This is a genomic window from Lysinibacillus sp. A1 (genome assembly GCF_000801965.1).
Lineage (GTDB): Bacteria > Bacillota > Bacilli > Bacillales_A > Planococcaceae > Lysinibacillus > Lysinibacillus fusiformis.
This window is the reverse complement of record NZ_JSZM01000040.1, coordinates 1-22,331: the sequence shown is the minus strand read 5'-3', so window position 1 is coordinate 22,331 and position 22,331 is coordinate 1. Positions and strand designations below refer to the sequence as shown.

The following is a 22,331-nucleotide window of genomic DNA, read 5'->3' as shown; positions in this document are numbered from 1 at the left end:
TTGGTTAATGCCCTTTGACGGTGCTTACAACATTATTATAACACGGGAGGGCAACCCAATGTTAAAAGAGAAAACACAACTAAATCGCTACCAGCTAGACAAGGCAATTAAGAAGTACCATGACAACATGTGCAAGTACATGAGAATGAAGGATGAGCTTGATTCTTTAACTGCTGCAGCATCTACAGCTAAGTATGGTATTGAGGCAACAATGCCAAAAGCAGTTGGTGGCACAAGTGACCCAGTACATGCACATGTTCAAATTAGAGCAGCTCGAGAGGTACGAATCAACAAAATTAAAGAAGAACTATTTATGGTTCAAAATCTAACAGACAAGGTTACTGGCGATGTCGAACAGGAAGTTCTTTTCTGGTTGCTAGAGGGCATGCCTTTCCGTTGGATAGGCGCAAGGCTGAATATGAGTCATACAAGTGTACAGCGTGTAAGGGAACGAATATTAGACATGATGTCGAATTGACGTTCATATCTTTTATAATAAAAATCCCCCTTTAGTTTTGCAAAAAACAAAAAGGGGGTTTCAAAATAAAACAGATTGCAGATAAAACTTCGTCAAATTTATTCTGCAACTATTTTTCTACTACTACTATAAACAAGATTATCATCAATATAAATACAAATCTTAGCTACAGGTATATGCTTTAGTTTATCTTTGGAGAAGTGTTCGAGATTTATTTCATTTTGATTAAATTCAAAACCATAAGTTTCACCTGTAATGATTATTTCATTGGATAGTGTGTGTATTAAAATTTTTATGTGCCTTTGATATTCATTCGGATTAAAAATCTTTATATTTAATTTTTCAAGTGTAAGCTCAACTGACTCTATTATTAAGTGTTTTTTAATAAACATATTTTGTAGTGCAAAATTTTTAATGACTACAATTTTGTCCTTGTATTTAGAAAATGTAGCAGGTGAAAGTAAATCTATAAGCGTTTCCTTTTCTGCGATAGTACGACATACAATGTAATTTAAATCCTTTAAATCACATTGATTAGGGATAATTAACTCAGCTTGACGATTTTTTTTTATGAAGCCTTCCGTTTCTGGATTGTAAGACCCTTTATGATAGATATACTTAAATGGTGCTTGTATAAAATCTTCAATTGTATTATATATTTCAACATTATTACTTGCCAATCCTTCATATGTGAAATGTGAATCTTTTCTTTCTAGCATTTTTATGCTATCAAATAATAAGAATACTGGAATAGGACAATGTGCTTGATGGTCAATATGAATTTCGTCTTTTGCTCTTATACCTTCATTACGAAACTGTGTGGGTGTTAATGGACGAAAGTAAAATCTTACAAAATCTTTTATATCATTACTAGTACCATTCATAACAGGTTCACTTGCATTATTATTTCTCATAAGGTCTAATAGAATTGCCATATTTCGACTATACAAATAACCAGATTCCAATATATTTACAATATTTTGTATATCGCTAAAATGATAAATATAATCTTTCCACCATTCACAATTATAAGGTAAAAATTTAGTAACAAGATCGCTATTTATAATTTGTTCGTATGTTAAAATAGTACTACTCATGTAAAAATCACCCCTAATTACCTATGTTGATATATGATACCATGTTATCACAACCAAGTAATTAATATCCATATAAGGAGTTCATTTAAAATGATTGAATTCAGAAAAGCTAATTTTTTTAATGAAATAAATAATTTTGAGGCTATTATAAATACAGTTAATTGTGTAGGCGTAATGGGAAAAGGAATAGCTCTTGAATTTAAAAAAAGGTATCCTGAAAATTTTATAGCTTATAAAAAAGCCTGTCAGTCTAAAGAATTAATAATTGGTAAAAGTCTGGTTTTCCCTTTAATGGATGATTTAAATACTAAATTTATTATTAATTTTCCTACCAAATTACATTGGAGAAATCCTTCGAAAATTGAATATATTGAACAAGGATTAGATGATTTAGTTGAAATAATCAGAGAAAAAAAAATTAAATCCATTTTAATGCCTGCATTAGGATGTGGTAATGGAAATCTTGATTGGGATATTGTAAAACCTTTAATTAAGAAGAAACTAGAACACTTAAATGATATTAGAGTGACGGTCATTGAGCCAACACCAACAGTAAATACAAAATTAAAGAAACCTAGACTTACAACAACTAGGAAAAAGTTGCTACTTTTAATGAATGATTATAATAAAAGTTCAACTAGTAGTTTAATAACATACAAAGAAGTAAACCTATTAAGTTATTTACTGACATATGTAGATCCAAAATTAAACCTTGATTTTTCACTTTCATCAGTTGGGCCATATTGTAAAGATATTAATTCTATTTTGCTTAGTTTGAATGGATATTATATTAGCCCACAGAAAAACAATACATCCAAAAATTCAACACCTATTAAAGTTAATACAATAAACTTTCCGAAAAAAACAGAAGTGCTACAAGATAAAGATTATTTAGAAGTAAAAGAGCTAATTAAAGGTTTTGAAAGCCCAACTGAATTAATGTTACTTTGTGTAGTACATTGGTTTAAATTTAATGAGGGTGTATCAGAAGAGAATCTGTTGAATAAAGTTCATGATTGGTTAAAATGTAGCTCCGATTTAAATGTAGAGGATAAATTAATTAATAAAGCTATTAATAGAATTATTAAAATATCAATTCACACTACAAATCTTAAATTAGACTTGTGAAAATTTAAGTGTTTAAATCTTACGTAGGTGCCAAATGTGACGGATGTTCCAAATGTTCCAAACGTATCATTTTAAGCAATATAGAGTGTAAACTTGGAGGTAGGTTGGTGCGGTAAGGTTTTCCTCTATTGGTATTTATAAAAACCTAAATATTAGGGAAAGACAGACCGACGACCGACCCGCGCTTCGAAAACTTTTTCGGAGCATGACATACATGGCCGGCCCATATTTTTTAAGAGATTACCACGATGTCAAAAGTGATCTCTGGACTATTTATTCGAGCTTTCATCTTAGGATGGAGGCTTTTTCTTTTGCTTTGAAAACTACATCAAACAGCCATACAAATAACATGGACTAGTTTACGGGTGACCAAGTATTTCAGGAACATTAGATACCGAGGAGCGCTGGCATGTACTAGTAACCGATAGTGCGGAGTTTGGTGTTGTTTTGAGAGTGAAATAGAATTTGTAGAAAAATGTTCCAATAAATTTCTTTTAATCGTATCATTGTCAATGGGTGATATAGATGAAAAAAGAAATTTTTGAATGGGCAATTTTAATATGGACTAGTTTATTAGTGTTACTGATTACTGGTTGGGTAATGATTGAATTCTATGACTGGAAGGATACTATAGTCGCTGCAATTATAGCATTTGTTGGCGCAATTATTGGAGGATCAATTACATTAATAGGAGTTATAAGAACAATTGAAGCTAATCAATTAATTGAAACTAAAAGAAGATTAAGAGATGAATTAATGTTTTTAAATCCTTTGTTAAGAGAAATTGAAGATTTAAAAGTAGATCTTTTGTTTGAAGTTTATGAAAATCGTATTGATACTGAATCATTAATTAGAAAAGTGTATAAAAAATTTTCAACAGAAAAACAATTATTTGATTACGCACAACGAGGAAGCCTTACAATATATTCTGAACTAATTAGTTATAAAAACATGGTAGATTATATGATGGAGTTGATTTATCATAATGATGAAATAGAAGAACATGCAGTAGTCAAATTAATTAGTGGTTTAAGGGACATTGAAGAAAGAATAAATCAGGGAATTAATAACAAATTGAAAATAATAGATAAATAATACCAACATCCATCGGGATGTTTTTATTTTGCCCTGAAAAGTGAGTATCGAGCAGTTTCCTCCCCTTTGATTTGTCGATACTAGCTTTTGAGAGTGAAATCTAATATCAAAAAATTATTGAGGTTTTGTATATACGTTTTACTCTATTATGAAGTGAGAGGAGAGGTTACAAATTGGAATCAAAACAAGATAAGATAAAAATACCCTATTTTAAAGTTTTAATTTTTTCAGCGATCCTATCATTTGGAGTACTTTTTGTTATTTCATTTGTCATTCCATTTACAGTGAATAAATGGGTCATAGGCAGTGTAGGAAATAATGATAGTAGTTTAGCTGGCAGTTGGATAAGTTTTTGGGGGAGCTTTTTAGGTGGTATTGTTGGTATGTTTGCAGTAATTTCGACAACCCACTTTTTAATAAGTAATCAAAATAAACAACATCAGGAGTTATTAGAACAACAAAAAAATGATGTTCAAATGGCAGCTGACCTTAATGATAAGAAGGAAAGAGAGAGATATTATTTTTCGTTTTTAATTGGACAAAATGAAAAAATAATCGAACTTTTAATTGAGTTAAGAGGCATAATAACTCATCGAGTGAATTTGATTCTATCTATTAGTCATGCTAGAAAAGACTTCGATGGAATGTCAGATTTAAAAACAATGTTAATAGAGCAAGGAGATCCTCAAGAATTATTACAGAGAATGGAACCTAAAATCTTTGAGAGAATGGAAGAGGTAGATAGACTTAAGCGTGAAGAAACTCGAATTAAAACTAATATAATAGAGAAACTAGCAGAGTTAAATGTGAGGATACTTCATTTGAATGTAGGTATTGATGAGGTATTGGAATTTAAAAAGAAACATGAAAGAAATATTAGTGAAATGTATAATTTTGTGAATTCTAATAATTTCAACGATGAATTCGAAGAAATTTTGAATAATTATAATAACAATAAAGATAATGATTTTAATAACCTATTAGAACTATACTCTAAGAATCTAATTACATTATTAGAGCATTTGAAATAAATGTTTTAAACTTCCTTTTTGGAAGTTTATTTATTTTAAAAAGCAATTAGCATAATGGGGTGATGTCATTGATTGAACGTAAATTAAATGCAAAAAACAAGCATTGGTAGATTACTACAATGAATAGTATTGTGGTTTTGTGAGCAAAAAGTTATTACATATATTTCATCTTCTGGTTTATGATAGGGGTGAGGGGGTGATTTTAATGGAAACTGTATTTGTACATCTTCATGACAAAAATGATTTTAATTATGTTAATGAATATTATCAGTTCAAAAGAGTCCCGGTTGAAGGTGAATACCTAGTAACAAAGGTTGATGGAGATTGGTACAAGGTTGAACTAGTTGTTCATACTCCTACTTCTAAGGAAATGATTGCTGAATTATATGCAGTAAAAGTAGATCATAACGAAGAGATTAATAAGAAAACAAAGATGTAAAAATTACTTGTATTGGAGGGCTATGAATGTCAATTACAAACTATTTAGAGAAACTTGATGGAACAGGAAAAAGGCATGTTTTATTGATTGTAACTTCTAAAGATTCATATCCTACACAGTTTTCAAGAGAAGAATATGCTAATCTAGAAAAAGCGATATTAGATAAGCCTAGCTCATATATTGATCTATTTGAACCCGAAATGCCAGAAATTATGCAATTCACTGCTTTCAGACTATTTTTAAAACCAATTATTTGTGATAAAGAACGTTTATCTGATCGCTCGATAACAAAGGTTAATAGATTAAAAAAGGATCAAATCATTAGCTTTTTTGTAACAAAACACTTCTATAACACTGTTCCAGGAGGGAAACTTACTCAAGATGAAGCGATAAATGAAGGTTTAATTATAGCTGAACAATTTTTAGAAAAATATCCTGTTAACATTTATGATTTTGCTTCAGTGAAGTTAGGTAAGGATAGTAATGAAGCTAACATCCTAATAAAGCTAGATTTTAAGAACGACAGTAACGAACATTATTTTGATTATGTATATATTAATTAAAAATTAGAAAAGTACCCGTGAGGTGCTTTTTTTTATGCCTAAGAAAACTTAGCAATGTAAGTGATTACAAAGTAAATGGTGGAGGTGGTGTTTATGATACATGGCTAATTGGGATAAAATAAAATATGAGTGGGAAACCACGAAGATTACGCTTGCTGGTCTTGCTGAAAAGCATGACATAAAGCTAGGGACATTGAAGAGTCGTAAGAGCCGTGAGAAATGGTCTAAGGATGCAACCAAAACTAAGAAAGTTGCAACTATTTCTGGTAAGGATGCAACCGAACCTGATACTGATGAAATCCATCAAGATGAACCACCTAAGAAGGATGGCAGAGTGAAGAGAAGTGGCAATCCTAATCCGCAGAATCAATTCACCAAACGGAACAGGGCTGCTATGATTCATGGCTTGCGAAGTAAGTTCTTATTCGATGAACAAGTAGAAATCATGGAGGCTTTGCAGGACTTCAATGTGGTTGACCAGCTTTGGCTACAAATCGAGTTAAGCTTCTCGGCTATCATCCGTGCTCAAAAGATTATGTGGGTTGAAGACTCATTAGACCATTTGAAAGAAACAAGTGGTTATTCATCTGGCGAGGGTGGTAGTGGCGAAACATTTAAAGTCATCTATGCTCACGAACGTTATGAGACCTATATCAAAGCTCAAACAAGGGCATTCGCTGAACACCGAAACTTGGTTAAACAGTTTATGGACCTTACAACAGAGGATGATGAACGTAGGCTTAAACTCGAGCAAATGAAGTTGAACATTGATAAGACTAAGGCTGAAATCGAAAAACTTGATAAGAAAGATGATGGACCTATGGAAATTGTCATCAAACGAAAGGGTGAGGATTAGTGGAGAAAGAGATTAATCCTCGTTTTGACGATTTCCTTTTCGATTGGTCAACTAAGTTTCAGTTTCTTGTAGGTGGCTATGGTTCCAGTAAGTCATACCATGTGGCATTAAAACTGATTTTGAAGTTGTTACAAGAAAGACGGACAGCATTAGTTGTTCGTGAAGTATATGACACTCATAGGGATTCAACATTTTCTTTGTTAGAGGAGATAGTCATCGATTTAGGGTTGGACGGTCGAGTGAAATGTTTATCGTCACCTATGCAAATCAGGTTTCCAAACGGCTCGAAGATTATCTTTAAAGGGATGGATAAGCCGCAAAAATTAAAGTCGATTAATAACATATCGATTGTATGGTTAGAAGAGTGCTCAGAAATCAAATATGCGGGTTTTAAAGAGTTACTTGGTCGTTTACGCCACCCGACTTTAAAACTGCACATGATTCTATCCACTAATCCGATAGGCACTGATAACTGGTCATACAAACATTTCTTTAAAGATGACTTGAACAAGCGATTAGTTTTAGATGACGAGCTTCTGTATGAGCAAAAAACAATTATAAAGAACGACACGTATTATCATCACTCTACTGCTGATGATAATTTATTTTTGCCTGAAAGTTATATTGCACAACTTGATGAGTTGAAGGAATATGACCCAGATTTATATCGTGTGGCTCGTTTGGGGCGTTTTGGTATCAATGGTGTGAAGGTGTTACCCCAATTCGAAGTGAAACCGCATGAAGAAGTGATGGAGTTTATTGAAAGTAATCGTCCTTTCCTTACATTCCGAGTTGGAATGGACTTTGGGTTTGAAGATTCGTACAATGCTTTGATTCGTGTGGCAATAGATAAGCAAAGAAAACATTTATACATCTACTCAGAGTACTACAAGAACAAGATGACAGATGATAAAACAGCTATTGATATCGCGGAGTTCAAAGAATCAAAAGAACGCATTAGAGCAGATAGTGCAGAACCTAAAACTATTGAATACTTTTGGCAGCAAGGTTTCAATATGGTTGCGGCTAAGAAGTTCAAAGGTTCGCGCTTACAATACACTAAAAAAATAAAACGATTCAAAAAGATATTCTGCTCAAATCAATGCGAGAACACAGTTTTTGAGTTACAGACACTGACGTACAAGAAAAACAAGAATGACGAGGTTATACCAGATGAGTTTAGTATTGATCCGCATACATTGAGTGCTATATGGTATGCGCTTGATGATTATGAAGTATCAGACTTAAAGAATCCAATTGATCGCTATAAAAACTTATTAGGAAAGTAGGTGAAACGATGAAAACAATTGACCAAGCAAAGCAATATAAAGAGGATTTCATGCAGGGTAATGGTAAGGCAAATCAAAAAGATAAACTAACCAGACAAATTGCTGGTGTAGGGCGTAAATTATCGCATGATGAAATCACGAACTTATACGGCGATAGTCGTATCGTTCAGAATATCATTGATATTCCTGCAGAGGATATGACACGTAATTGGTTCACATTGAAGATGAAAGATGAGGAACTAGCACGCAACATTATGAGTAAGCTTGCTGATCTAAGCATTTAAAGAAATGCTCACTTATGACCGTCTTCGTGGAGATGGTTTTATTAGTTTGGGAGTGACACAAGCCTCTAAATTCGAATTAAGTGAAGAGTTGAAAACAAATAATCTGTATTCAGTGGATTATTTGCATGCTTTCAGCTCTTTAAAGGTAAATGAATTCCTGATTAATGAAGATGTATTTGATATTAAATACGGGCAACTGGAACAATTACGTATTAATCGAGCATCTAGTCATGGATTGCATACACAAACAACAGAATCATCTGTACACGTTTCTAGATTGCTCCATAGCCAGACAAGGCGATTCGAGGGGGAAGCACCAGGACGATCACTCTTAGAGCCGTTATACGACATTCTGACGGTTTTTGATACGTCTGTTTGGTCAGTTGGTCAAATCCTTCATGATTTCACTTTTAAAGTGTACAAATCAAAAGATATCGAAAATCTATCGACTCAAGATAAGCAGCAACTTTCCATGATTATGGATTTCATGTTTAGGACTGAGGCGCTTGCAATGATTGCGAATGATGAGGACTTAACAAAACAAGGAACATCAGTATCAGGTATTAAGGATTTACTAGATTTCGTTTGGGATTTACTTTCTGGTGCTGCACGAATGCCTAAAACAGTTATTAAAGGGCAAGAGTCAGGTACCATAACTGGCGCGCAGTATGATGTAATGAACTATTATTCTCGCATCGTAGCAGACCAAGAGAACGAAATGAAGCCTCATTTAGAAAAGCTCATTCGTATGCTGTTGATGGCTGAGAAAGAGCTTGGGGGACGGATTGATCCTGAAACACTAGAATGGGAGATACAATTTAATCCGTTATGGAATGTGGATGCTAAAACAGATGCTGAAATACGGATTTACTTACTTAATAACATTATTACAGCTGATGAACTCCGAGAGGCACGTTTTGGTCAGTTTGGTTTATCAGATACTCTTAAATTTAGTGGAGATGAAGCTGATCTAAGAGAGTTAGCAAACAGCGTATATAAAGGTTGGAGTGGTGCAAATGGCTAAAAAAGTGCCAATAACTCGTTTCCCAGATGCTGCAACTGTTAGTTATAGCCGAGCGATAGAAAAGATGATTACAGCACTTGGAGCTGAAACCTTAAAGTTATTCGAAAAGCACATTGTGCCCCAACTAACTAGAAGACAAGATGCCTGTTTCGTTGAAGACGGCATACTAGACGGCCTCAAGAAAATTTTTCATTCCCTGAAGAGTAAAGCGAGTGAGATTTTCTCGACTACGCGAAGTGAACTCCCAGCATCAACTTTCGTAAAGAACATCAATCGCTTTAATCGTCATAACCTTGAGCAACAAATGAAGGTAAAGGGGATAGACCTTGTAGCTACAGAACCATGGTTAAAGGATTTCCTGCAAACAAAAATTTCAGAAAATGTAGGCTATATCAAAACTATCCATGAAGATTATTTCACTAGTGTTGAGAATGTTGTTCGTGATGGTGTGAATGAAGGGCGCTCGATTAAACAAATACGTGAGCAGCTTGTGGAAGAAGTCGAAATTTCTAAGAATAAGGCGCAGTTTATTGCTGTTGATCAAGCAGGTACCATCTTAGGACAAATGACAGCTCAACGCCATCAGAATATCGGAATTGAAAAATTCACTTGGTATGATGCTTCTGATGAACGTGTGAGAAAATCGCATAAGGAGCTTAGCGGTAAGGTATTTTCATATGATGATCCACCCACGGTAAATGGTAGGGAGGTATTGCCTGGTGAGGATTATCGTTGTAGATGTGTTGCGATTCCTGTTTTTAATGATGATTAAATATTTGTTTATATGTTAAAATATCCCTTGTAATAAAGGGAGGATTTTATGAAAAAATTTGAAAGTCCAATATTTGGGCAGTTAGACGAACCTGAGAATATATTTGAGCTATTTGAGCTATTGATTGGTGGGAGTTATGATAATAAGCGATCTATTAAACTATGGCGAGGTCAATCTAATATTGATTGGAGAATTGACAGTGGTGCATATCGAAGGTTGTTATTGAGGAATAAAAATATAAAAGAAGGTGATATTGTCCATTATGAGAGTTCATTACTCAAAAGGGCACGTCATAAAGGCTATGGTAATGAAGATGGGATTATACTTAGCGATATGGAACTTCTAGCGAAATTACAACATCACGGCGCAGCTACTAGATTGGTTGATTTTTCAAAAAACAGTTTAATTGCTTTATGGTTTTGTGTTAATAATATGAGTCAAGATTACGGACTGTTGTTAGGTTTAGATACTAATCAACTTGGAGGAATGGAGGAAATATTAGACGAAGATCAAAGGGATTATGATTCAGCAACGCAAGATTTAAGCTTATATGATCACCCACTTCTTATTGAAGCACCTATTGTTTCTAAAAGAATTGCTGCACAACATGGGCTTTTTTTATATAGCGATAAATCTAAGAGTAATATGGGTAGTTTGAAAATTCCAACAGAAGGTGAAAATGTTTTTATTGCAATTTCACCAGAGTTGAAAAAGCAGTCTAGGAAAGTATTAATTGAAACATTTGATATAAGAAAAGAAACTTTATTTCCAGATCTTGATGGGTTTTCTTCGGCAAATAGTTTTCATGTAAACCCAAGAGAAGCTTATCGGTGGTAAATCTTTTTTAGACTGAATTTGGTTATAGAGAGGAGGTGAAACATTGAAACTACAACGCTACGACACATCTTATATAAAAGACTACATGGAAACACCAGAAGGGTATTTAACGGTAAACGTACCGATTACCCGTCCTGGTGTTTTTCCGTATCAACGACAAGATGGCACAGTTCAAATGGAGGCCAAACTACCTGAGGATATTTTTAGTGACCGTACTATTTATTCTGCACGATCCAAACCTGTAACAGATGGTCACCCAAATGAACCAGTAACTATTGATAATTATCAAACCTATGCGAAAGGTATGAGTCACACAGATTCGCGTGTGGAGGACTTCAAACTCTATATCTCATTGACTGTGACGGATAAAACACTTATTGAAAAAATTCATGAGGGTTACAATGAAATCAGTATCGGTTTCTTATCGGATGTTGTTGCAGAAAGTGGAACATATAACGGTGATCAGTACGAATATGTTCAGCGTAATGTTGAAATTAATCACATTGCAATCGTAGAAAAAGGTCGTGCAGGCCCTGAAGTTGCTATACGTTCTGACTCAGACGCATGGCAAATTGATGAAAAAGAAGGAGGAAACACTAAGATGGCAAAAATCAAAATTGAAGGTACAGAGTATGAGGTAGACCCAGCAGTAAAAGCTTATATCGATGCATTAAAAGCAAAAGAGGAAACAGCGAAGGTGAAAGGTGATAGTGCAGATGCGCTGCAAGGGCGCCTTGATGCATTAGATGTGACATTAAAAGCAAAAGATCAAGAGATTGCTAGCTTAAAAGAAAAATCTCTTTCTGCTGATGAATTAGATAAGAAAGTAGAAGAAAGAGTAGCTTTAATTAATGCGTCACAGCCTATTCTAGGCGATTCATTTGATTTTACAGGTAAATCAGAGCGAGAGATTAAAGAGGCTGTTATATCAACTGCAAAGGCAGAATTTAAAGGTGATGGTAAGTCAGACGACTATATCAACGCCTTTTTTGATGCAACTGTTGAGCAAGTACAATCAAACGGTTTCTCAAGCACAGGAACTAATAGTGCTTACACTGGTGATACTAGCGGAAACAAAGATTTAGAAGAACTAAAAAATAAACGCTTGAACATGCGTTCATAGGAGGAATTTACATGCCTATTACTAATTATCCTGATTATATGCAACCAGCAGGGAAAGCCGGTCAGTTATCAAGTTACCAAGACTACACAGCAGACACTTACGCAGTAGAAGCAAAAGTACCTTTTGGTGCAGCAGTACAACTTAATGCCACAGGCACCGCGATTAAACCAATTGCTACAGGTGGTACCGTAATTGGTATCGCATTAGCACAAAATATCCATGATTGGGTAGAAAAGAAAGACGATCAAAACTATCCAGTAGGCGAACCAGCAGCGATTGTAAAACGTGGACGTATCTTTGTTATGGCTGGTGGCGACGTAATCAATGGCCAAGCTGTTAAAGTAGATCCTACAACTCAAAAATTTACGGTAGATGGGGCAGTAGCCATCAATGGTGCTGTGTTTAAAGCTAACGCTGCAGCAAATCAATTAGTCGAAATCGAAATTAACTTACCTTAAGGGGGAAACTTTACATGACAATTCAATCATATCGCGGAGATGCTTTAATCCGCCCACAAGACTTAAACGCAATTGATAAGCGTGTGTATGAACCACACGCATCAGAATTAAAGGCACGATCTATTTTTACTGTAAAAACTGATATTCCAGCAGGGGCAAAAACGTATAGCTACGATGTATTAACACGTTCAGGGGCTGCTAAAATCCTCGCTCCTGGTGCAACTGATGTACCTTTAGTAGATGCAGATTTAACAGAAGAAACAGTTAAAATCTATTCCATTGCTGCTGCTTTTAATATCAGCGTACAGGAAGTACGTGAGGCTCAAATGGCAGGACGCCCAATTGATGTAACAAAAGCAGATACAGTACGTAAGGCAATTGCAGAAAAGGAAAATCAAGTCGCTTTTTCTGGTGATAAAACACACGGCATTAAAGGATTAACAGATGCGGTGGGTATTCAAGTATATGCAACTCCACAAAACGAGGCGGGCACATCTACCAAATGGAAGGACAAGGCTGGTAAAGAAATCGTTGCTGATATCCGAAAAGCGAAAAATTTAGTTAACAAATTAAATGGACATGAAGCTGATACATTGTTGTTAACGCCAGACTCAAATGAGGAGTTAGAAAAAACGTTTAATGAATACACTCAACAATCGGTGTTGGAGTACATTAAATCTCAAAACTGGTTTAAACGTATTGAAACAGTAAATGATCTTGCTAAGAAAGGGTTAGCAGGTTCAGAGTGTTTTATTGTCCTTGATTCATCACCTGATGTTGTGGAACTTGGCATTCCATTGGATATTACACGTCATCCACAAGAGTACGCATTCCCGAATACGAAAGTACCTTTCGAAGAGCGTACAACAGGCTTAATCATTCGATATCCAATGGCTATTTGCCGTGCGGACGGAATTTAAAGGGGGCTTAATCAATGTTAGTACAAAATAAAGGTAATCACTCATATACAGCAAATGATTTAACACTTAATCCTGGTACAAATAATGTTGATGAAAAGGAAATTGAACATTTTCTTACTCACCCACTGATGAAACATCTTAATGATATAGGAGAGTTTGTCTATGACAGTGAGAAAACAAGACCATCTGCAAAGGATGCAATTGCAATGGTTGAAGATGCGTTTGACATTGACATGCTTGAGGAATTGAAGGGTGACGAGGACCGTAAAACTGTCCTTGATGCCATCGATAAGCGCATTGAAGAATTGAAAAATCCCGAAAAATAGGAGAGATACACATGTTGTTAACGTCAATTGAGCGTATACGTATGCTAAGTGATGAATTCACTCTAATCACTGATGAACGACTAACAATGTACATTGAGGATGCTTCACTTGAAGTGTCCTCTTTGTCTGTTCCAGAGTTATACCAAGAGCGTTTAGCTCGTTATTTTGCTGCTCACTTAGCTGTTTTAAGTGTAACAAAAGACCAAACAGTAATTCGTGAGAAAGTTGACGTTATCGAGCGCCAATATAGCGAGCCAAACAAGAATATTGGCATGCTAGCGACAAAATATGGGCAAGAATATCAACGTATTTTAGAAGAGTTAGAAGAGCAGTTAAAGCCCAAAAAGTCAATTAATTTGGTGGTGCTTTAAGATGGCTAGAATCAACGTGAGGTTTACGGACACGAATAACATTAGTCGTTTAAAAGACGTGTTGAAAGAACTTAAAAACTACTCTGTCGAAGTGGGCATATTTGGGAGTGATGAATATGTAATGGTTGCAAGTGTTCATGAGTTCGGAGCAACGATTCAACGCGGGAAAGGTTCATTTTCAATTCCTGAACGTTCATTTTTAAGAACCACTTTCGACGAAAAAAATGAGGAATGGACGAGCTTTTTTAAAAATCAACTTAAGCACGTTCTTGCACTACAAATGGATGTACAAACGCTTTTTAATCGTTTAGGCGCTCGAATGGTTGGTGATATTCAAGAAAATATCACTGATTTAGATGCTCCACCGAACGCTCCTGCTACTATTGCTAAAAAAGGTTCCAGCAATCCACTGATTGATACAGGAGGCTTGCGTATGCGAATAACTTATAGGGTGGTGCGTAAATAATGCCTGATTTAATGATTTTTAAAGAAGTTATTGAGCAAAATAGTGTTCCTTTCACTGCTTTAATAGATCAAGAGGGAAAATACATTAATGGGAAATGGGTTTCAGGTAAATCTAAAGAAGTTCCAATGACAGGTATTGTATTGCCACTGAATAATGATGATTTAAAGTACATTGAAAGTGGCTTGTATACAGTTAAAGAAAAGAAATTATACGTTGTAGAGCCTATTAAAATAGACACCAAAGTGAGGTATAAAGGTGCTACTTACACAATTCAGGCGTTTAAGGACCTGACTGAGTATACAGATGTTCACATATATCTCATGAGGCATAGAGAAAATGCACAAGGAGGGACCAATGTATAAATACGATGATATATGGATACCTACACAAAACGGACTCTCTAATTACACGAAAATCGAAGTAATTCAAGCGGAAGGAATGGGGAAACAACTTCCGTACCCCTTTTTCTCTATCAAAAGTATTTCACCTGCAATCAGTATGGGGAATGTAACTGAATCAGTCGATGATAACCTAATGACTATTGAACAAGATATAGAGATTGTTTTATCAATCACATGTAATGCTGAGAAAATTGAAGATGCAGAGAATTACTCAAATAAGGCTAGAGGTTACTTTTTAGGTAAAGCCACAATTGATCTATCAGACGCAAACATCACAGTTGTTGAAGTGCTTAATGCAAACAACCATGATGTTTTTTTAACGGTCGATTATGAACGTCGTGTTGGATTTGATGTTCGTTTGCGAGTAAGAGGTAGAGAAACGTTTGAAATCGATGTCATTGAAAGTGTTGAAATGAAGGAGGAGATTTAATGCCATTACAAGACGTCACAGTCACGATTGACATTAGTAAGCCGTCATCACTGACCGGCTTAGGTACACCGTTAATTTTAGTGAAAAAAGATGGAGCAAGTTTTTACAAAGAATTTGATGATCTAGAAGATATCAAAACAGCAATTGGAGAAGAATCGGATGGTTATAAAATTGCGAAACAAATTTTCAATCAGGGTGATAGTAGACCTGCCAAAGTTGCAATAGCGACTTATAGCCCATCAGCAGAGACCCCTATCACGCCCGTATCGGTCCTAGAAAAATATTTTTATAATGATTGGTATTTCGTGATGTTAGATACAGGAGCAGTTACAGACTATAAAGAAATTAGCGATGTAGTTGAGGAAAAAGAATTAAAGATTGCTACTCATGTGGTTGATAGTGCAACCGATTTAGAAACATTAAAAGTAGGTAAGTATGATCGTACATTTGTTATTCAACACAATAAAATATCTGAGTTCCTTCATGCTGCACTCATAGGACAAGTTGGTTCAAAGCCTGTCGGATCTGTAACTTGGAAATTTAAAACGTTGAAATTTGCTACACCTCAAGATATTACGCCTGTTCAACTTGAGGAAATTCACAGAAACGGCGGTATTGCCTATGTTACTAAGGCCGGCATTGATCAAACTTCTGAAGGTAAGGTAATCAGTGGGGAATATATCGATGTCATGCACGGTAAGGATTGGGTGAAAATCAATATTGAACAGCAGGTGCAACGTTTATTTGCAACAAATTCTAAAATTGCCTATTCTGACGCTGGTATAGCTCAAATAGAAGACGCTGTACGCACTGTGTTAGAAGTAGCTGGTCAGAATGGTATTATCGCTACTGATGAAGCTAATCAATATTTATATACAATCAAAACTAAAAAAAGAGCAGAAGTTTCAGCGTCAGATCGTGCAACTCGAAAATATGATGGTTTGTCATTTAGTTTCGAACTAGAAGGAGCCATTCATGAAGCTAAAATCAAAGGTGAAATATCTGCATAAGGAGGTTCTTAGATGACTGGACATATTGGCACATATGATGCACGAAAAGTTACTACAACAGTGAATAGTACGTTTATCACAGGTTATGCAGACGGCACGATGGTTAAGTGCTCTAAGGATAACGATAACTTTGAGGCTAGTTCTTCAGCTCAAGGTGATGCAGTTGTATCAATTAATGGAGATCAATTGGGCACAATTGAAATCACATTGAATCAAACATCACCATCTATAACAACATTAAACAAACTAGCAAACGAACGTACGATGTTCCCTATCTGGGTGAACAGTAATAACGAAATCAAAGAGGTTGTTGGTGGAACAAAGGCGATGGTTACAAAGGTGCCTGACATTGATCATGGTAAGTCTGTAGCTAACCGTGTTTACACAATCAAAGTATTTGACTACTCAGTTAAATAAAACGAAAGGAGAGTGAGCCCTGAGCTCACTCTTTTAATTTGCAATGAAAAAAGGACATATCACAAAACAATTAAAACGAAAAGAAATGGAGCGAAAAGCGATGGCTAAAAAAGGCGAACAAATGGAGTTTACAACTCAAAAGGGACAAAAATATGTATTTCAACACCCTGGATTACGAGAATCATTTCGAATGCGGGATCGTGCAAAAACTGAAACAGGAACATCATCAGAACTACTTTATAGCGAGTTCATGGAACATGTCGTTTTTACTGGCGATGGCGGTCGTGTGAATTGGGATTACTTTGAGGAAAATGGCGGATTATCTGAAGTTATGAAGGCGGCAGCGCAGTTCCTCTTTCAAGACGTGTAAACCTTATGAAGTCTATAAAGAACAAGTTGAAGAAAATTGGTTTTTCTGGCGCCCTGTTATGGAGCGCTTTTTAAGTTTTGAGCGAGCTGAAACTATGACACCAGATGAACTACATGAATTCAATGCTGCAATGGACGTATATATCGAACGAAAAAATGCGCAAAAAGGGGGTTGAATTGTGAGTATACGTGATCTATTTGTTGAAATTGGCATGGATATTGACGATGGCCCTTTAGCTGATTTAGACAGAAGAATTGACCAAGTTATATCGGCTATAACCCACATGGATTTTAGTGGTTTTAATAGCATGGAAAACGATGTAGACAGTTTAGTAGATGATTTTGATGATTTAGGAAATCACATTAATGATGTGGACCGTGAGTTAAACAGAATTTGGAGATAGCATAAATGATGTCGAAAGAAGCGCAAATGAAGCAGAAGGTGCTTTTGGTAAATTAAGAGGTGCTGTAGTTGGTTTAGGTGCTGCAATTGGTGCCTATATAGCAGTGGACAAAATAGTTGAAATAGGGGTAAGTGCTTTAGAAAGTGCAGCAACTGCCAAAGCAATGGCCTCGCAATTTGAACAAGTGTTTGCAGGCATGGAAGATGCTGCAACAAAAGCACTTGATAAAATTGCAACAGAAACAGGTATCCTTCCTAACCGTTTGAAAGGCAGTTACATTCAAATGGCAGCCTTTGCGAAAACTACAGGTGTAGATACAGCCGAAGCGTTGAAATTAACTGAGCGAGCCACTTTAGCGGCAGCAGATAGTGCAGCCTTTTATGACCGTTCTATCGAAGATGTTACCGAGAATCTTCAATCGTTCTTGAAAGGTAACTTTGAAAACGATGCCGCGCTTGGTATCTCAGCAACAGAAACCACTCGTAATACCAAAGCTACTGAATTATATGGAAAGTCGTTTATTAAGTTATCTGAGGCACAAAAGCAATTAACCTTGCTTGCAATGGTTGAGGATGGGAATAAACTTTCTGGTGCTATAGGGCAGGCAGCGAGGGAATCCGACAGTTGGGAAAACCAACTTGGAAATTTAAAGTCTGCATGGGATGGATTCTTAATAAAACTTGGTTCTCCAATACTTGATCAAGCAGTTGCTGTATTGACTAAAGCGAGTGAAGTTATCAGTAATGTAGATCCAGGACCATTTATGGAATTTGTTTCGGCCGGTTTCAATAAATTGGCAGGTTTGAAGGATGTAATTTCAACTGTATATAACACGATTATGTCATTGGTATACGATACTGGAGAAGTATCAGACTTGTGGCAAAAACTCGGAGTGCCCGCTTGGGTTGCTGATGGGATAGAAGCGTATGTTACTAACATTTTTATGATAAAAGACGTGGTTATGGCTGTTTATAACAGTATCATGTCCGTTTTTTATGACACCGGAGAAGTTGCTGACATATGGGAGAACCTAGGTGTACCGTCGGATGTAGCAGAATCTATAGAACGGTATATGCAAAGCTTTAGAGAAGGTTTTGACTTAGCAAAATCAGTATTAACGAATTTTATAGAAAATGTAGTAGTTCCTTTAATGCCAAAAGCTCAAGAATACGTAGGAACGGCCATGGAGTACATTGGCAGAATTGTTAAGGGTACTATAAATATTTTTGAGACATTAAAGGGGATTGTAACTGGCTTAATCGAAAACGTGATTGTTCCCCTATTCCCAGTTGCACAGGAAGTGATTAGCGTTGCGATAGATATCATTTCACCAGTATTAAGAATACTCGGTTCTTTATTCGAAGGAATTACTTCAGTTATTAAATTTTTAGTAAATGAAGTGATTGTTCCATTGTTCCCTTTGGCCGTGAATGCGATTGAAGGTTCATGGGCAATATTAAAACCTATTCTTAATGCTATATCTAAATCCTTTAATGCAATTGCTGATGCAGTAGAGTGGGTGATAAATAAACTTTGAGCAGTTGGAGAAGCAATCAAAAACTTCAATGTTGGTGAGAAGATTAGTGGAGTAGTTTCTAAGGTAACAAGCTTCTTACCAGGATTCGAAATCGGTTTAGGACGAGTTCCTTATGATGAAATGCCAGCTTTACTACACAAGAACGAAGCTGTTTTGCCAGCAGATGAAGCAGATAAATTACGTGATAGAGGTATTTTACAAGGTAATGGTACAGATCCTGAAATTAATTTAGATCAGGCTACTCAGTTTGAACCTGCAAGGGATTACTCAGCTACAGAGACGGTTAGCAATACGTCTAATAGCTCTAAAGTGTCAGCACCTATCCAAATTATCGTGCAAGGCAGTGAAAGCCCTCAGGAAACTGCATACAGCATTAAAGATGCACTTGAAGAGTTATTCGGTGATTTATTAAGTGTTATGCCTGCATCAAGGGAGGGCTAATATTGGCGGAAGAATTAGTTGGTAAAGCGCGATTAAGTGGCTATTTAATACATGTAACTAGTGAAGATGCTGATTTTGATGTTGATATACCTACTCATAAGGTTGAGAAAGGGATAGATTTATCTGATCATGTTGAACGAAAACCTGTGGTTGTAAAGTTATCTGGTCTCTTGGTACGCCCCACTAACGAGCGAGTTGAAACATTAGTCAACAAATTAAAGAGCTTTGAGTATAAAGGGCAACTACTTACTTACGTAGGGCGCCGTATATACAAAAATATGCTCATGCATGGTTTGTCTATTAAAGCTAGTTCTAAAGTGATGAATGGCTATAATTTCAGTTGTACATTAACAGAAGTTCGCATTGCCCAATCATCTTATGTGGACCCGAAAGTAAAAGCAGTTACTGCTCCATCCAAAGAGGCAGGTCGCAAACAGACTACAAACAAAAAACAGTCGCCTGTTTATCATGTAGTTAAAAAAGGTGATACCTAAGGTTCACTTGGTCAAAAGTACGGTACTAAGTGGCAGGATATCCAGAAATGGAATAGTTATGATCCAAAGAAAATCCCTCTCGGTGCTAAATTAAGGGTGGTGTAATAAATGTTAGACTTTGAATATATAGAAATCGAAAAAGTGCTCATTCCCTATCGTTTTGAAATGGAATTTGGCGCTGAATTATTTTTGATAGAAATTAGATATAACAAACTGCATGACTATTTCACGTTGGATTTACAAAAGGGTGATGAAGTATTGGTGTATGGTGAGAAACTTATATATGCTACTCCTTTGTTTAGCGAAGTATTTGATGGCCGTTTTCCAGCACCAACAATTATCCCTCTAGATACATCAGGAAAAGAGACAAGAGTATCCTTTGCGAACCTAAATGAAACAGTATTCTTAAAGTTGGTGAATGACAATGAGTAAATTATTTAAGCGTTACATTGAGGTTGTAACAGGAAATCTAAAGTTTAATAATACCGATTTAGATATTGAATTTGATGTACCTTTTGATGATGATCTTGAGCCGAACATCAGCGAGATCACGATTTATAATCTATCAGAATCAACAAGGAACAAAATAAAACGTGGAGAGGTTATAACGATTAACGCTGGATATGTTGAAGATAAGGGTTTAATACTTAGTGGACGTATCAATAGTATTAGTACAACACCATTAGGGGCTGACCGTGCAACGGTAATTAAGGTATTGGACACTTATCCATTCAACAGCAAAAAGACCCTCAAACGCTCATATAAAGGGAAAATAAAAGCTGATGTAATTATAAGAGATTTAACAAAAGCATTAGGCTTAAAAGTAGCTGTTTTGAAATTACCTAAAAATAAGGTGTATGAAAAAGGATTCTCTGTTAGTGGAGAAATCTTTAAAAAAATACAAGACATTGCCAATGACTGTGGGGCTTCTGCTTATATCTCAAGGCAACAAACTTATATCAGACCAATTACTGAAGGTGATAACCATCGATTTATACTCAGTCCAGATACTGGACTTGTTGGATCACCAGAATACTTTGAAAATGAACGTAAAGGCAAAGTGATGAAAGGCTATAAAGCCAAATCTCTACTTCAACACAGAATGAATACAGGGGCAATTATTCAACTACAATCAATTGTTACAAAAAGCACTGTACGCGTCAAAAAGGGTAAACACATTTGCAAAGGTAGTTCATTTTATACAGAAGTGGAGGGGATAATATGACGAATGCCACTGAATTTTTTCGAGCTTTACAACAAGGTGTATTCGTAAATTTAAACACAGCCATGCCTTGCAAAGTATTGGCATATGACGAAACAAAACGTTTGGCAAAAATTGAACCTCTTTTTATGGTAAAAGAAACAGGTGAGGAGCCATCAAAACTAGCTCCTATTGAAAATGTACCTGTTTTATTTCAGAAATATCGTGTTAATGGTAGTGAACCTCAAAATTATGAGCCTTTTATAGAACCAACAGATACAGTTCTAGCTGTATTTTGTCAACGAGCGATAGACGAGGCCGTGAAAGGAAACAATGTATATCCAGGAACGGCTCGTATGTTTGATGTTCAAGACGCTGTAATAGTGGGGGTGTTTTAGTGAAAACACTAGCTTTATTAGATGGCGATTTGGTTTTTGAAAATGGCGACTTCAAATTAGCTGAAGGTGAAAAAGAAGTAGCTCAATGTCTAGCTATATCACTTGGTACAAATATAAAAGAATGGTTTCTTAATGAAGAATCTGGTCTTGATTTCAAACGAGTTTTAGAGAAGTCAACTAAAGATAAAGCTAGGGCTGAAGTTATACGTGTTCTTTCGCAAGAAGAACGGGTTAAAGATATTGAAAGTGTCGAAATTAAAGATGTTAATAGAGTTAGGACAGTTGTTTTTTCCATAACTCTTTTAGACGGAACTATTATTAATGAGGAGGTGGCTGTAGGTGGCGTTGGATAAAAATGGTTTTAAGCGTAAATCGTACAGTGACCTGGTTGATAGTATGTCTGCGAAGGCGAAAGAAATTTGGTGCTGATGCTAATACTACAGAACGGTCATTTTTGGGTATTATCATTCGCATTATGGCGTGGTTTTTCTCATTGTTATGGCAAGACACAGAAGATGTTTACCACAGTGCATATCGAAAGACTGCTGAAGGTGTCCAGTTAGATATGCTTTTACCATATGCAGGTATCACGCGTAATTTAGCCGACTTTTCTTATGGGCAAATAGAAATAATAGGCACACCAAACCACTTCTGAAGTGACCCCAAAAAGTT

31 protein-coding genes and 2 pseudogenes are annotated in these 22,331 nt (G+C 35.8%); 32 read left to right on the top strand and 1 reads right to left on the bottom strand.

Annotated elements, in window-relative coordinates; genetic code table 11:
* Positions 1-58: 58 nt before the first annotated feature.
* Positions 59-478 (top strand): hypothetical protein, encoded by a 420-nt coding sequence (locus tag PI85_RS21735; protein WP_235318526.1) that lies wholly within the window; start codon positions 59-61, stop codon positions 476-478.
* Positions 479-576: 98 nt separating this feature from the next.
* Here PI85_RS21735 and PI85_RS21730 read toward each other — a convergent pair whose 3' ends face one another.
* Entirely contained in the window at positions 577-1,575 is a 999-nt protein-coding gene (locus PI85_RS21730; RefSeq protein ID WP_036126224.1) for a DarT ssDNA thymidine ADP-ribosyltransferase family protein, read from the bottom strand.
* Positions 1,576-1,665: 90 nt separating this feature from the next.
* On the opposite strand from PI85_RS21730, the gene PI85_RS21725 reads away from it, so the two are divergent.
* The 31 genes and pseudogenes from PI85_RS21725 to PI85_RS21580 all read left to right on the top strand — a co-directional run bounded on the left by PI85_RS21725 (position 1,666) and on the right by PI85_RS21580 (position 22,314).
* Entirely contained in the window at positions 1,666-2,703 is a 1,038-nt protein-coding gene (locus tag PI85_RS21725) for a macro domain-containing protein (RefSeq protein ID WP_052323601.1), read from the top strand.
* 525 nt (positions 2,704-3,228) lie between these two features.
* Positions 3,229-3,798, top strand: a complete 570-nt coding sequence (locus PI85_RS21720) for a hypothetical protein (RefSeq protein ID WP_036126222.1) — start codon at positions 3,229-3,231, stop codon at positions 3,796-3,798.
* Between the two features lie 173 nt (positions 3,799-3,971).
* The gene (locus PI85_RS21715) at positions 3,972-4,829 is read left to right on the top strand and encodes a DUF456 domain-containing protein (protein ID WP_036126219.1); all 858 of its coding nucleotides are present in this window, start codon (positions 3,972-3,974) and stop codon (positions 4,827-4,829) included.
* A 205-nt stretch (positions 4,830-5,034) separates the two neighbouring features.
* Positions 5,035-5,268 (top strand): hypothetical protein, encoded by a 234-nt coding sequence (locus PI85_RS21710; protein WP_036126217.1) that lies wholly within the window; start codon positions 5,035-5,037, stop codon positions 5,266-5,268.
* Between the two features lie 26 nt (positions 5,269-5,294).
* Positions 5,295-5,831, top strand: coding sequence for a hypothetical protein (locus PI85_RS21705; RefSeq protein ID WP_036126215.1), 537 nt, complete (start codon positions 5,295-5,297; stop codon positions 5,829-5,831).
* A gap of 100 nt (positions 5,832-5,931) precedes the next feature.
* Complete coding sequence (locus PI85_RS21700) at positions 5,932-6,687, top strand: hypothetical protein (RefSeq protein WP_036126213.1); 756 nt, start codon at positions 5,932-5,934, stop codon at positions 6,685-6,687.
* Positions 6,687-7,976 carry a PBSX family phage terminase large subunit gene (locus PI85_RS21695; protein ID WP_042737459.1) on the top strand — a complete coding sequence of 430 codons (1,290 nt, stop codon included), beginning with the start codon at positions 6,687-6,689 and terminating at the stop codon, positions 7,974-7,976. Before PI85_RS21700 ends, PI85_RS21695 begins: the two co-directional genes overlap by 1 nt.
* Positions 7,977-7,984: 8 nt before the next feature.
* Positions 7,985-9,284: pseudogene (locus PI85_RS21690) on the top strand (anti-CBASS protein Acb1 family protein).
* Positions 9,277-10,056 carry a minor capsid protein gene (locus PI85_RS21685; RefSeq protein ID WP_052323600.1) on the top strand — a complete coding sequence of 260 codons (780 nt, stop codon included), beginning with the start codon at positions 9,277-9,279 and terminating at the stop codon, positions 10,054-10,056. Before PI85_RS21690 ends, PI85_RS21685 begins: the two are co-directional and overlap by 8 nt.
* Positions 10,057-10,104: 48 nt before the next feature.
* The gene (locus tag PI85_RS21680) at positions 10,105-10,893 is read left to right on the top strand and encodes an FRG domain-containing protein (RefSeq protein WP_042737460.1); all 789 of its coding nucleotides are present in this window, start codon (positions 10,105-10,107) and stop codon (positions 10,891-10,893) included.
* Between the two features lie 43 nt (positions 10,894-10,936).
* Positions 10,937-12,016, top strand: a complete 1,080-nt coding sequence (locus tag PI85_RS21675; RefSeq protein ID WP_036126211.1) for a DUF2213 domain-containing protein — start codon at positions 10,937-10,939, stop codon at positions 12,014-12,016.
* A gap of 11 nt (positions 12,017-12,027) precedes the next feature.
* Positions 12,028-12,474 (top strand): DUF2190 family protein, encoded by a 447-nt coding sequence (locus PI85_RS21670; protein WP_036126210.1) that lies wholly within the window; start codon positions 12,028-12,030, stop codon positions 12,472-12,474.
* A gap of 14 nt (positions 12,475-12,488) precedes the next feature.
* Positions 12,489-13,394 (top strand): DUF2184 domain-containing protein, encoded by a 906-nt coding sequence (locus PI85_RS21665; RefSeq protein WP_036126208.1) that lies wholly within the window; start codon positions 12,489-12,491, stop codon positions 13,392-13,394.
* A 14-nt stretch (positions 13,395-13,408) separates the two neighbouring features.
* Positions 13,409-13,720, top strand: a complete 312-nt coding sequence (locus tag PI85_RS21660) for a hypothetical protein (RefSeq protein WP_036126207.1) — start codon at positions 13,409-13,411, stop codon at positions 13,718-13,720.
* 11 nt (positions 13,721-13,731) lie between these two features.
* A complete protein-coding gene (locus tag PI85_RS21655) occupies positions 13,732-14,091 on the top strand; it encodes a DUF4054 domain-containing protein (protein ID WP_036126205.1) in 360 nt (119 codons plus the stop codon).
* Between the two features lies 1 nt (position 14,092).
* Positions 14,093-14,557, top strand: a complete 465-nt coding sequence (locus PI85_RS23675; protein WP_052323599.1) for a hypothetical protein — start codon at positions 14,093-14,095, stop codon at positions 14,555-14,557.
* Positions 14,557-14,919 (top strand): hypothetical protein, encoded by a 363-nt coding sequence (locus PI85_RS21645; protein ID WP_036126202.1) that lies wholly within the window; start codon positions 14,557-14,559, stop codon positions 14,917-14,919. The genes PI85_RS23675 and PI85_RS21645 overlap by 1 nt, the downstream gene beginning before the upstream one ends.
* On the top strand, positions 14,912-15,388 hold the full coding sequence (locus PI85_RS23670) for a hypothetical protein (RefSeq protein ID WP_052323598.1): 477 nt from the start codon (positions 14,912-14,914) through the stop codon (positions 15,386-15,388). Before PI85_RS21645 ends, PI85_RS23670 begins: the two co-directional genes overlap by 8 nt.
* Complete coding sequence (locus PI85_RS21635; protein WP_036126199.1) at positions 15,388-16,398, top strand: DUF3383 family protein; 1,011 nt, start codon at positions 15,388-15,390, stop codon at positions 16,396-16,398. The genes PI85_RS23670 and PI85_RS21635 overlap by 1 nt, the downstream gene beginning before the upstream one ends.
* A gap of 12 nt (positions 16,399-16,410) precedes the next feature.
* The gene (locus PI85_RS21630; protein WP_036126196.1) at positions 16,411-16,815 is read left to right on the top strand and encodes a hypothetical protein; all 405 of its coding nucleotides are present in this window, start codon (positions 16,411-16,413) and stop codon (positions 16,813-16,815) included.
* Between the two features lie 100 nt (positions 16,816-16,915).
* Positions 16,916-17,185 (top strand): hypothetical protein, encoded by a 270-nt coding sequence (locus PI85_RS21625; RefSeq protein WP_036128002.1) that lies wholly within the window; start codon positions 16,916-16,918, stop codon positions 17,183-17,185.
* Positions 17,186-17,363: 178 nt separating this feature from the next.
* Positions 17,364-17,588, top strand: coding sequence for a hypothetical protein (locus PI85_RS21620; protein WP_036126193.1), 225 nt, complete (start codon positions 17,364-17,366; stop codon positions 17,586-17,588).
* A 103-nt stretch (positions 17,589-17,691) separates the two neighbouring features.
* Positions 17,692-19,125, top strand: a complete 1,434-nt coding sequence (locus PI85_RS24745; RefSeq protein WP_036126191.1) for a hypothetical protein — start codon at positions 17,692-17,694, stop codon at positions 19,123-19,125.
* Positions 19,126-19,245: 120 nt separating this feature from the next.
* Positions 19,246-19,566, top strand: coding sequence for a hypothetical protein (locus PI85_RS21610; protein ID WP_036126189.1), 321 nt, complete (start codon positions 19,246-19,248; stop codon positions 19,564-19,566).
* Positions 19,567-19,568: 2 nt separating this feature from the next.
* Entirely contained in the window at positions 19,569-20,060 is a 492-nt protein-coding gene (locus PI85_RS21605) for a phage baseplate protein (RefSeq protein WP_052323596.1), read from the top strand.
* Positions 20,061-20,075: 15 nt separating this feature from the next.
* Positions 20,076-20,165, top strand: a pseudogene (locus tag PI85_RS25300) (LysM peptidoglycan-binding domain-containing protein); the annotation flags it as partial.
* Positions 20,166-20,168: 3 nt separating this feature from the next.
* Positions 20,169-20,492 carry a hypothetical protein gene (locus tag PI85_RS21600; RefSeq protein WP_036126187.1) on the top strand — a complete coding sequence of 108 codons (324 nt, stop codon included), beginning with the start codon at positions 20,169-20,171 and terminating at the stop codon, positions 20,490-20,492.
* Positions 20,485-21,285: a hypothetical protein gene (locus tag PI85_RS21595; RefSeq protein ID WP_036126184.1), complete on the top strand. Its 801-nt coding sequence runs from the start codon at positions 20,485-20,487 to the stop codon at positions 21,283-21,285. The genes PI85_RS21600 and PI85_RS21595 overlap by 8 nt, the downstream gene beginning before the upstream one ends.
* Positions 21,282-21,659: a Gp138 family membrane-puncturing spike protein gene (locus tag PI85_RS21590; RefSeq protein WP_042737461.1), complete on the top strand. Its 378-nt coding sequence runs from the start codon at positions 21,282-21,284 to the stop codon at positions 21,657-21,659. Before PI85_RS21595 ends, PI85_RS21590 begins: the two co-directional genes overlap by 4 nt.
* Positions 21,659-22,012: a hypothetical protein gene (locus tag PI85_RS21585; protein ID WP_036126182.1), complete on the top strand. Its 354-nt coding sequence runs from the start codon at positions 21,659-21,661 to the stop codon at positions 22,010-22,012. The genes PI85_RS21590 and PI85_RS21585 overlap by 1 nt, the downstream gene beginning before the upstream one ends.
* Before the next feature lie 26 nt (positions 22,013-22,038).
* Positions 22,039-22,314: a hypothetical protein gene (locus PI85_RS21580; protein ID WP_152607456.1), complete on the top strand. Its 276-nt coding sequence runs from the start codon at positions 22,039-22,041 to the stop codon at positions 22,312-22,314.
* Positions 22,315-22,331 lie beyond the last annotated feature (17 nt).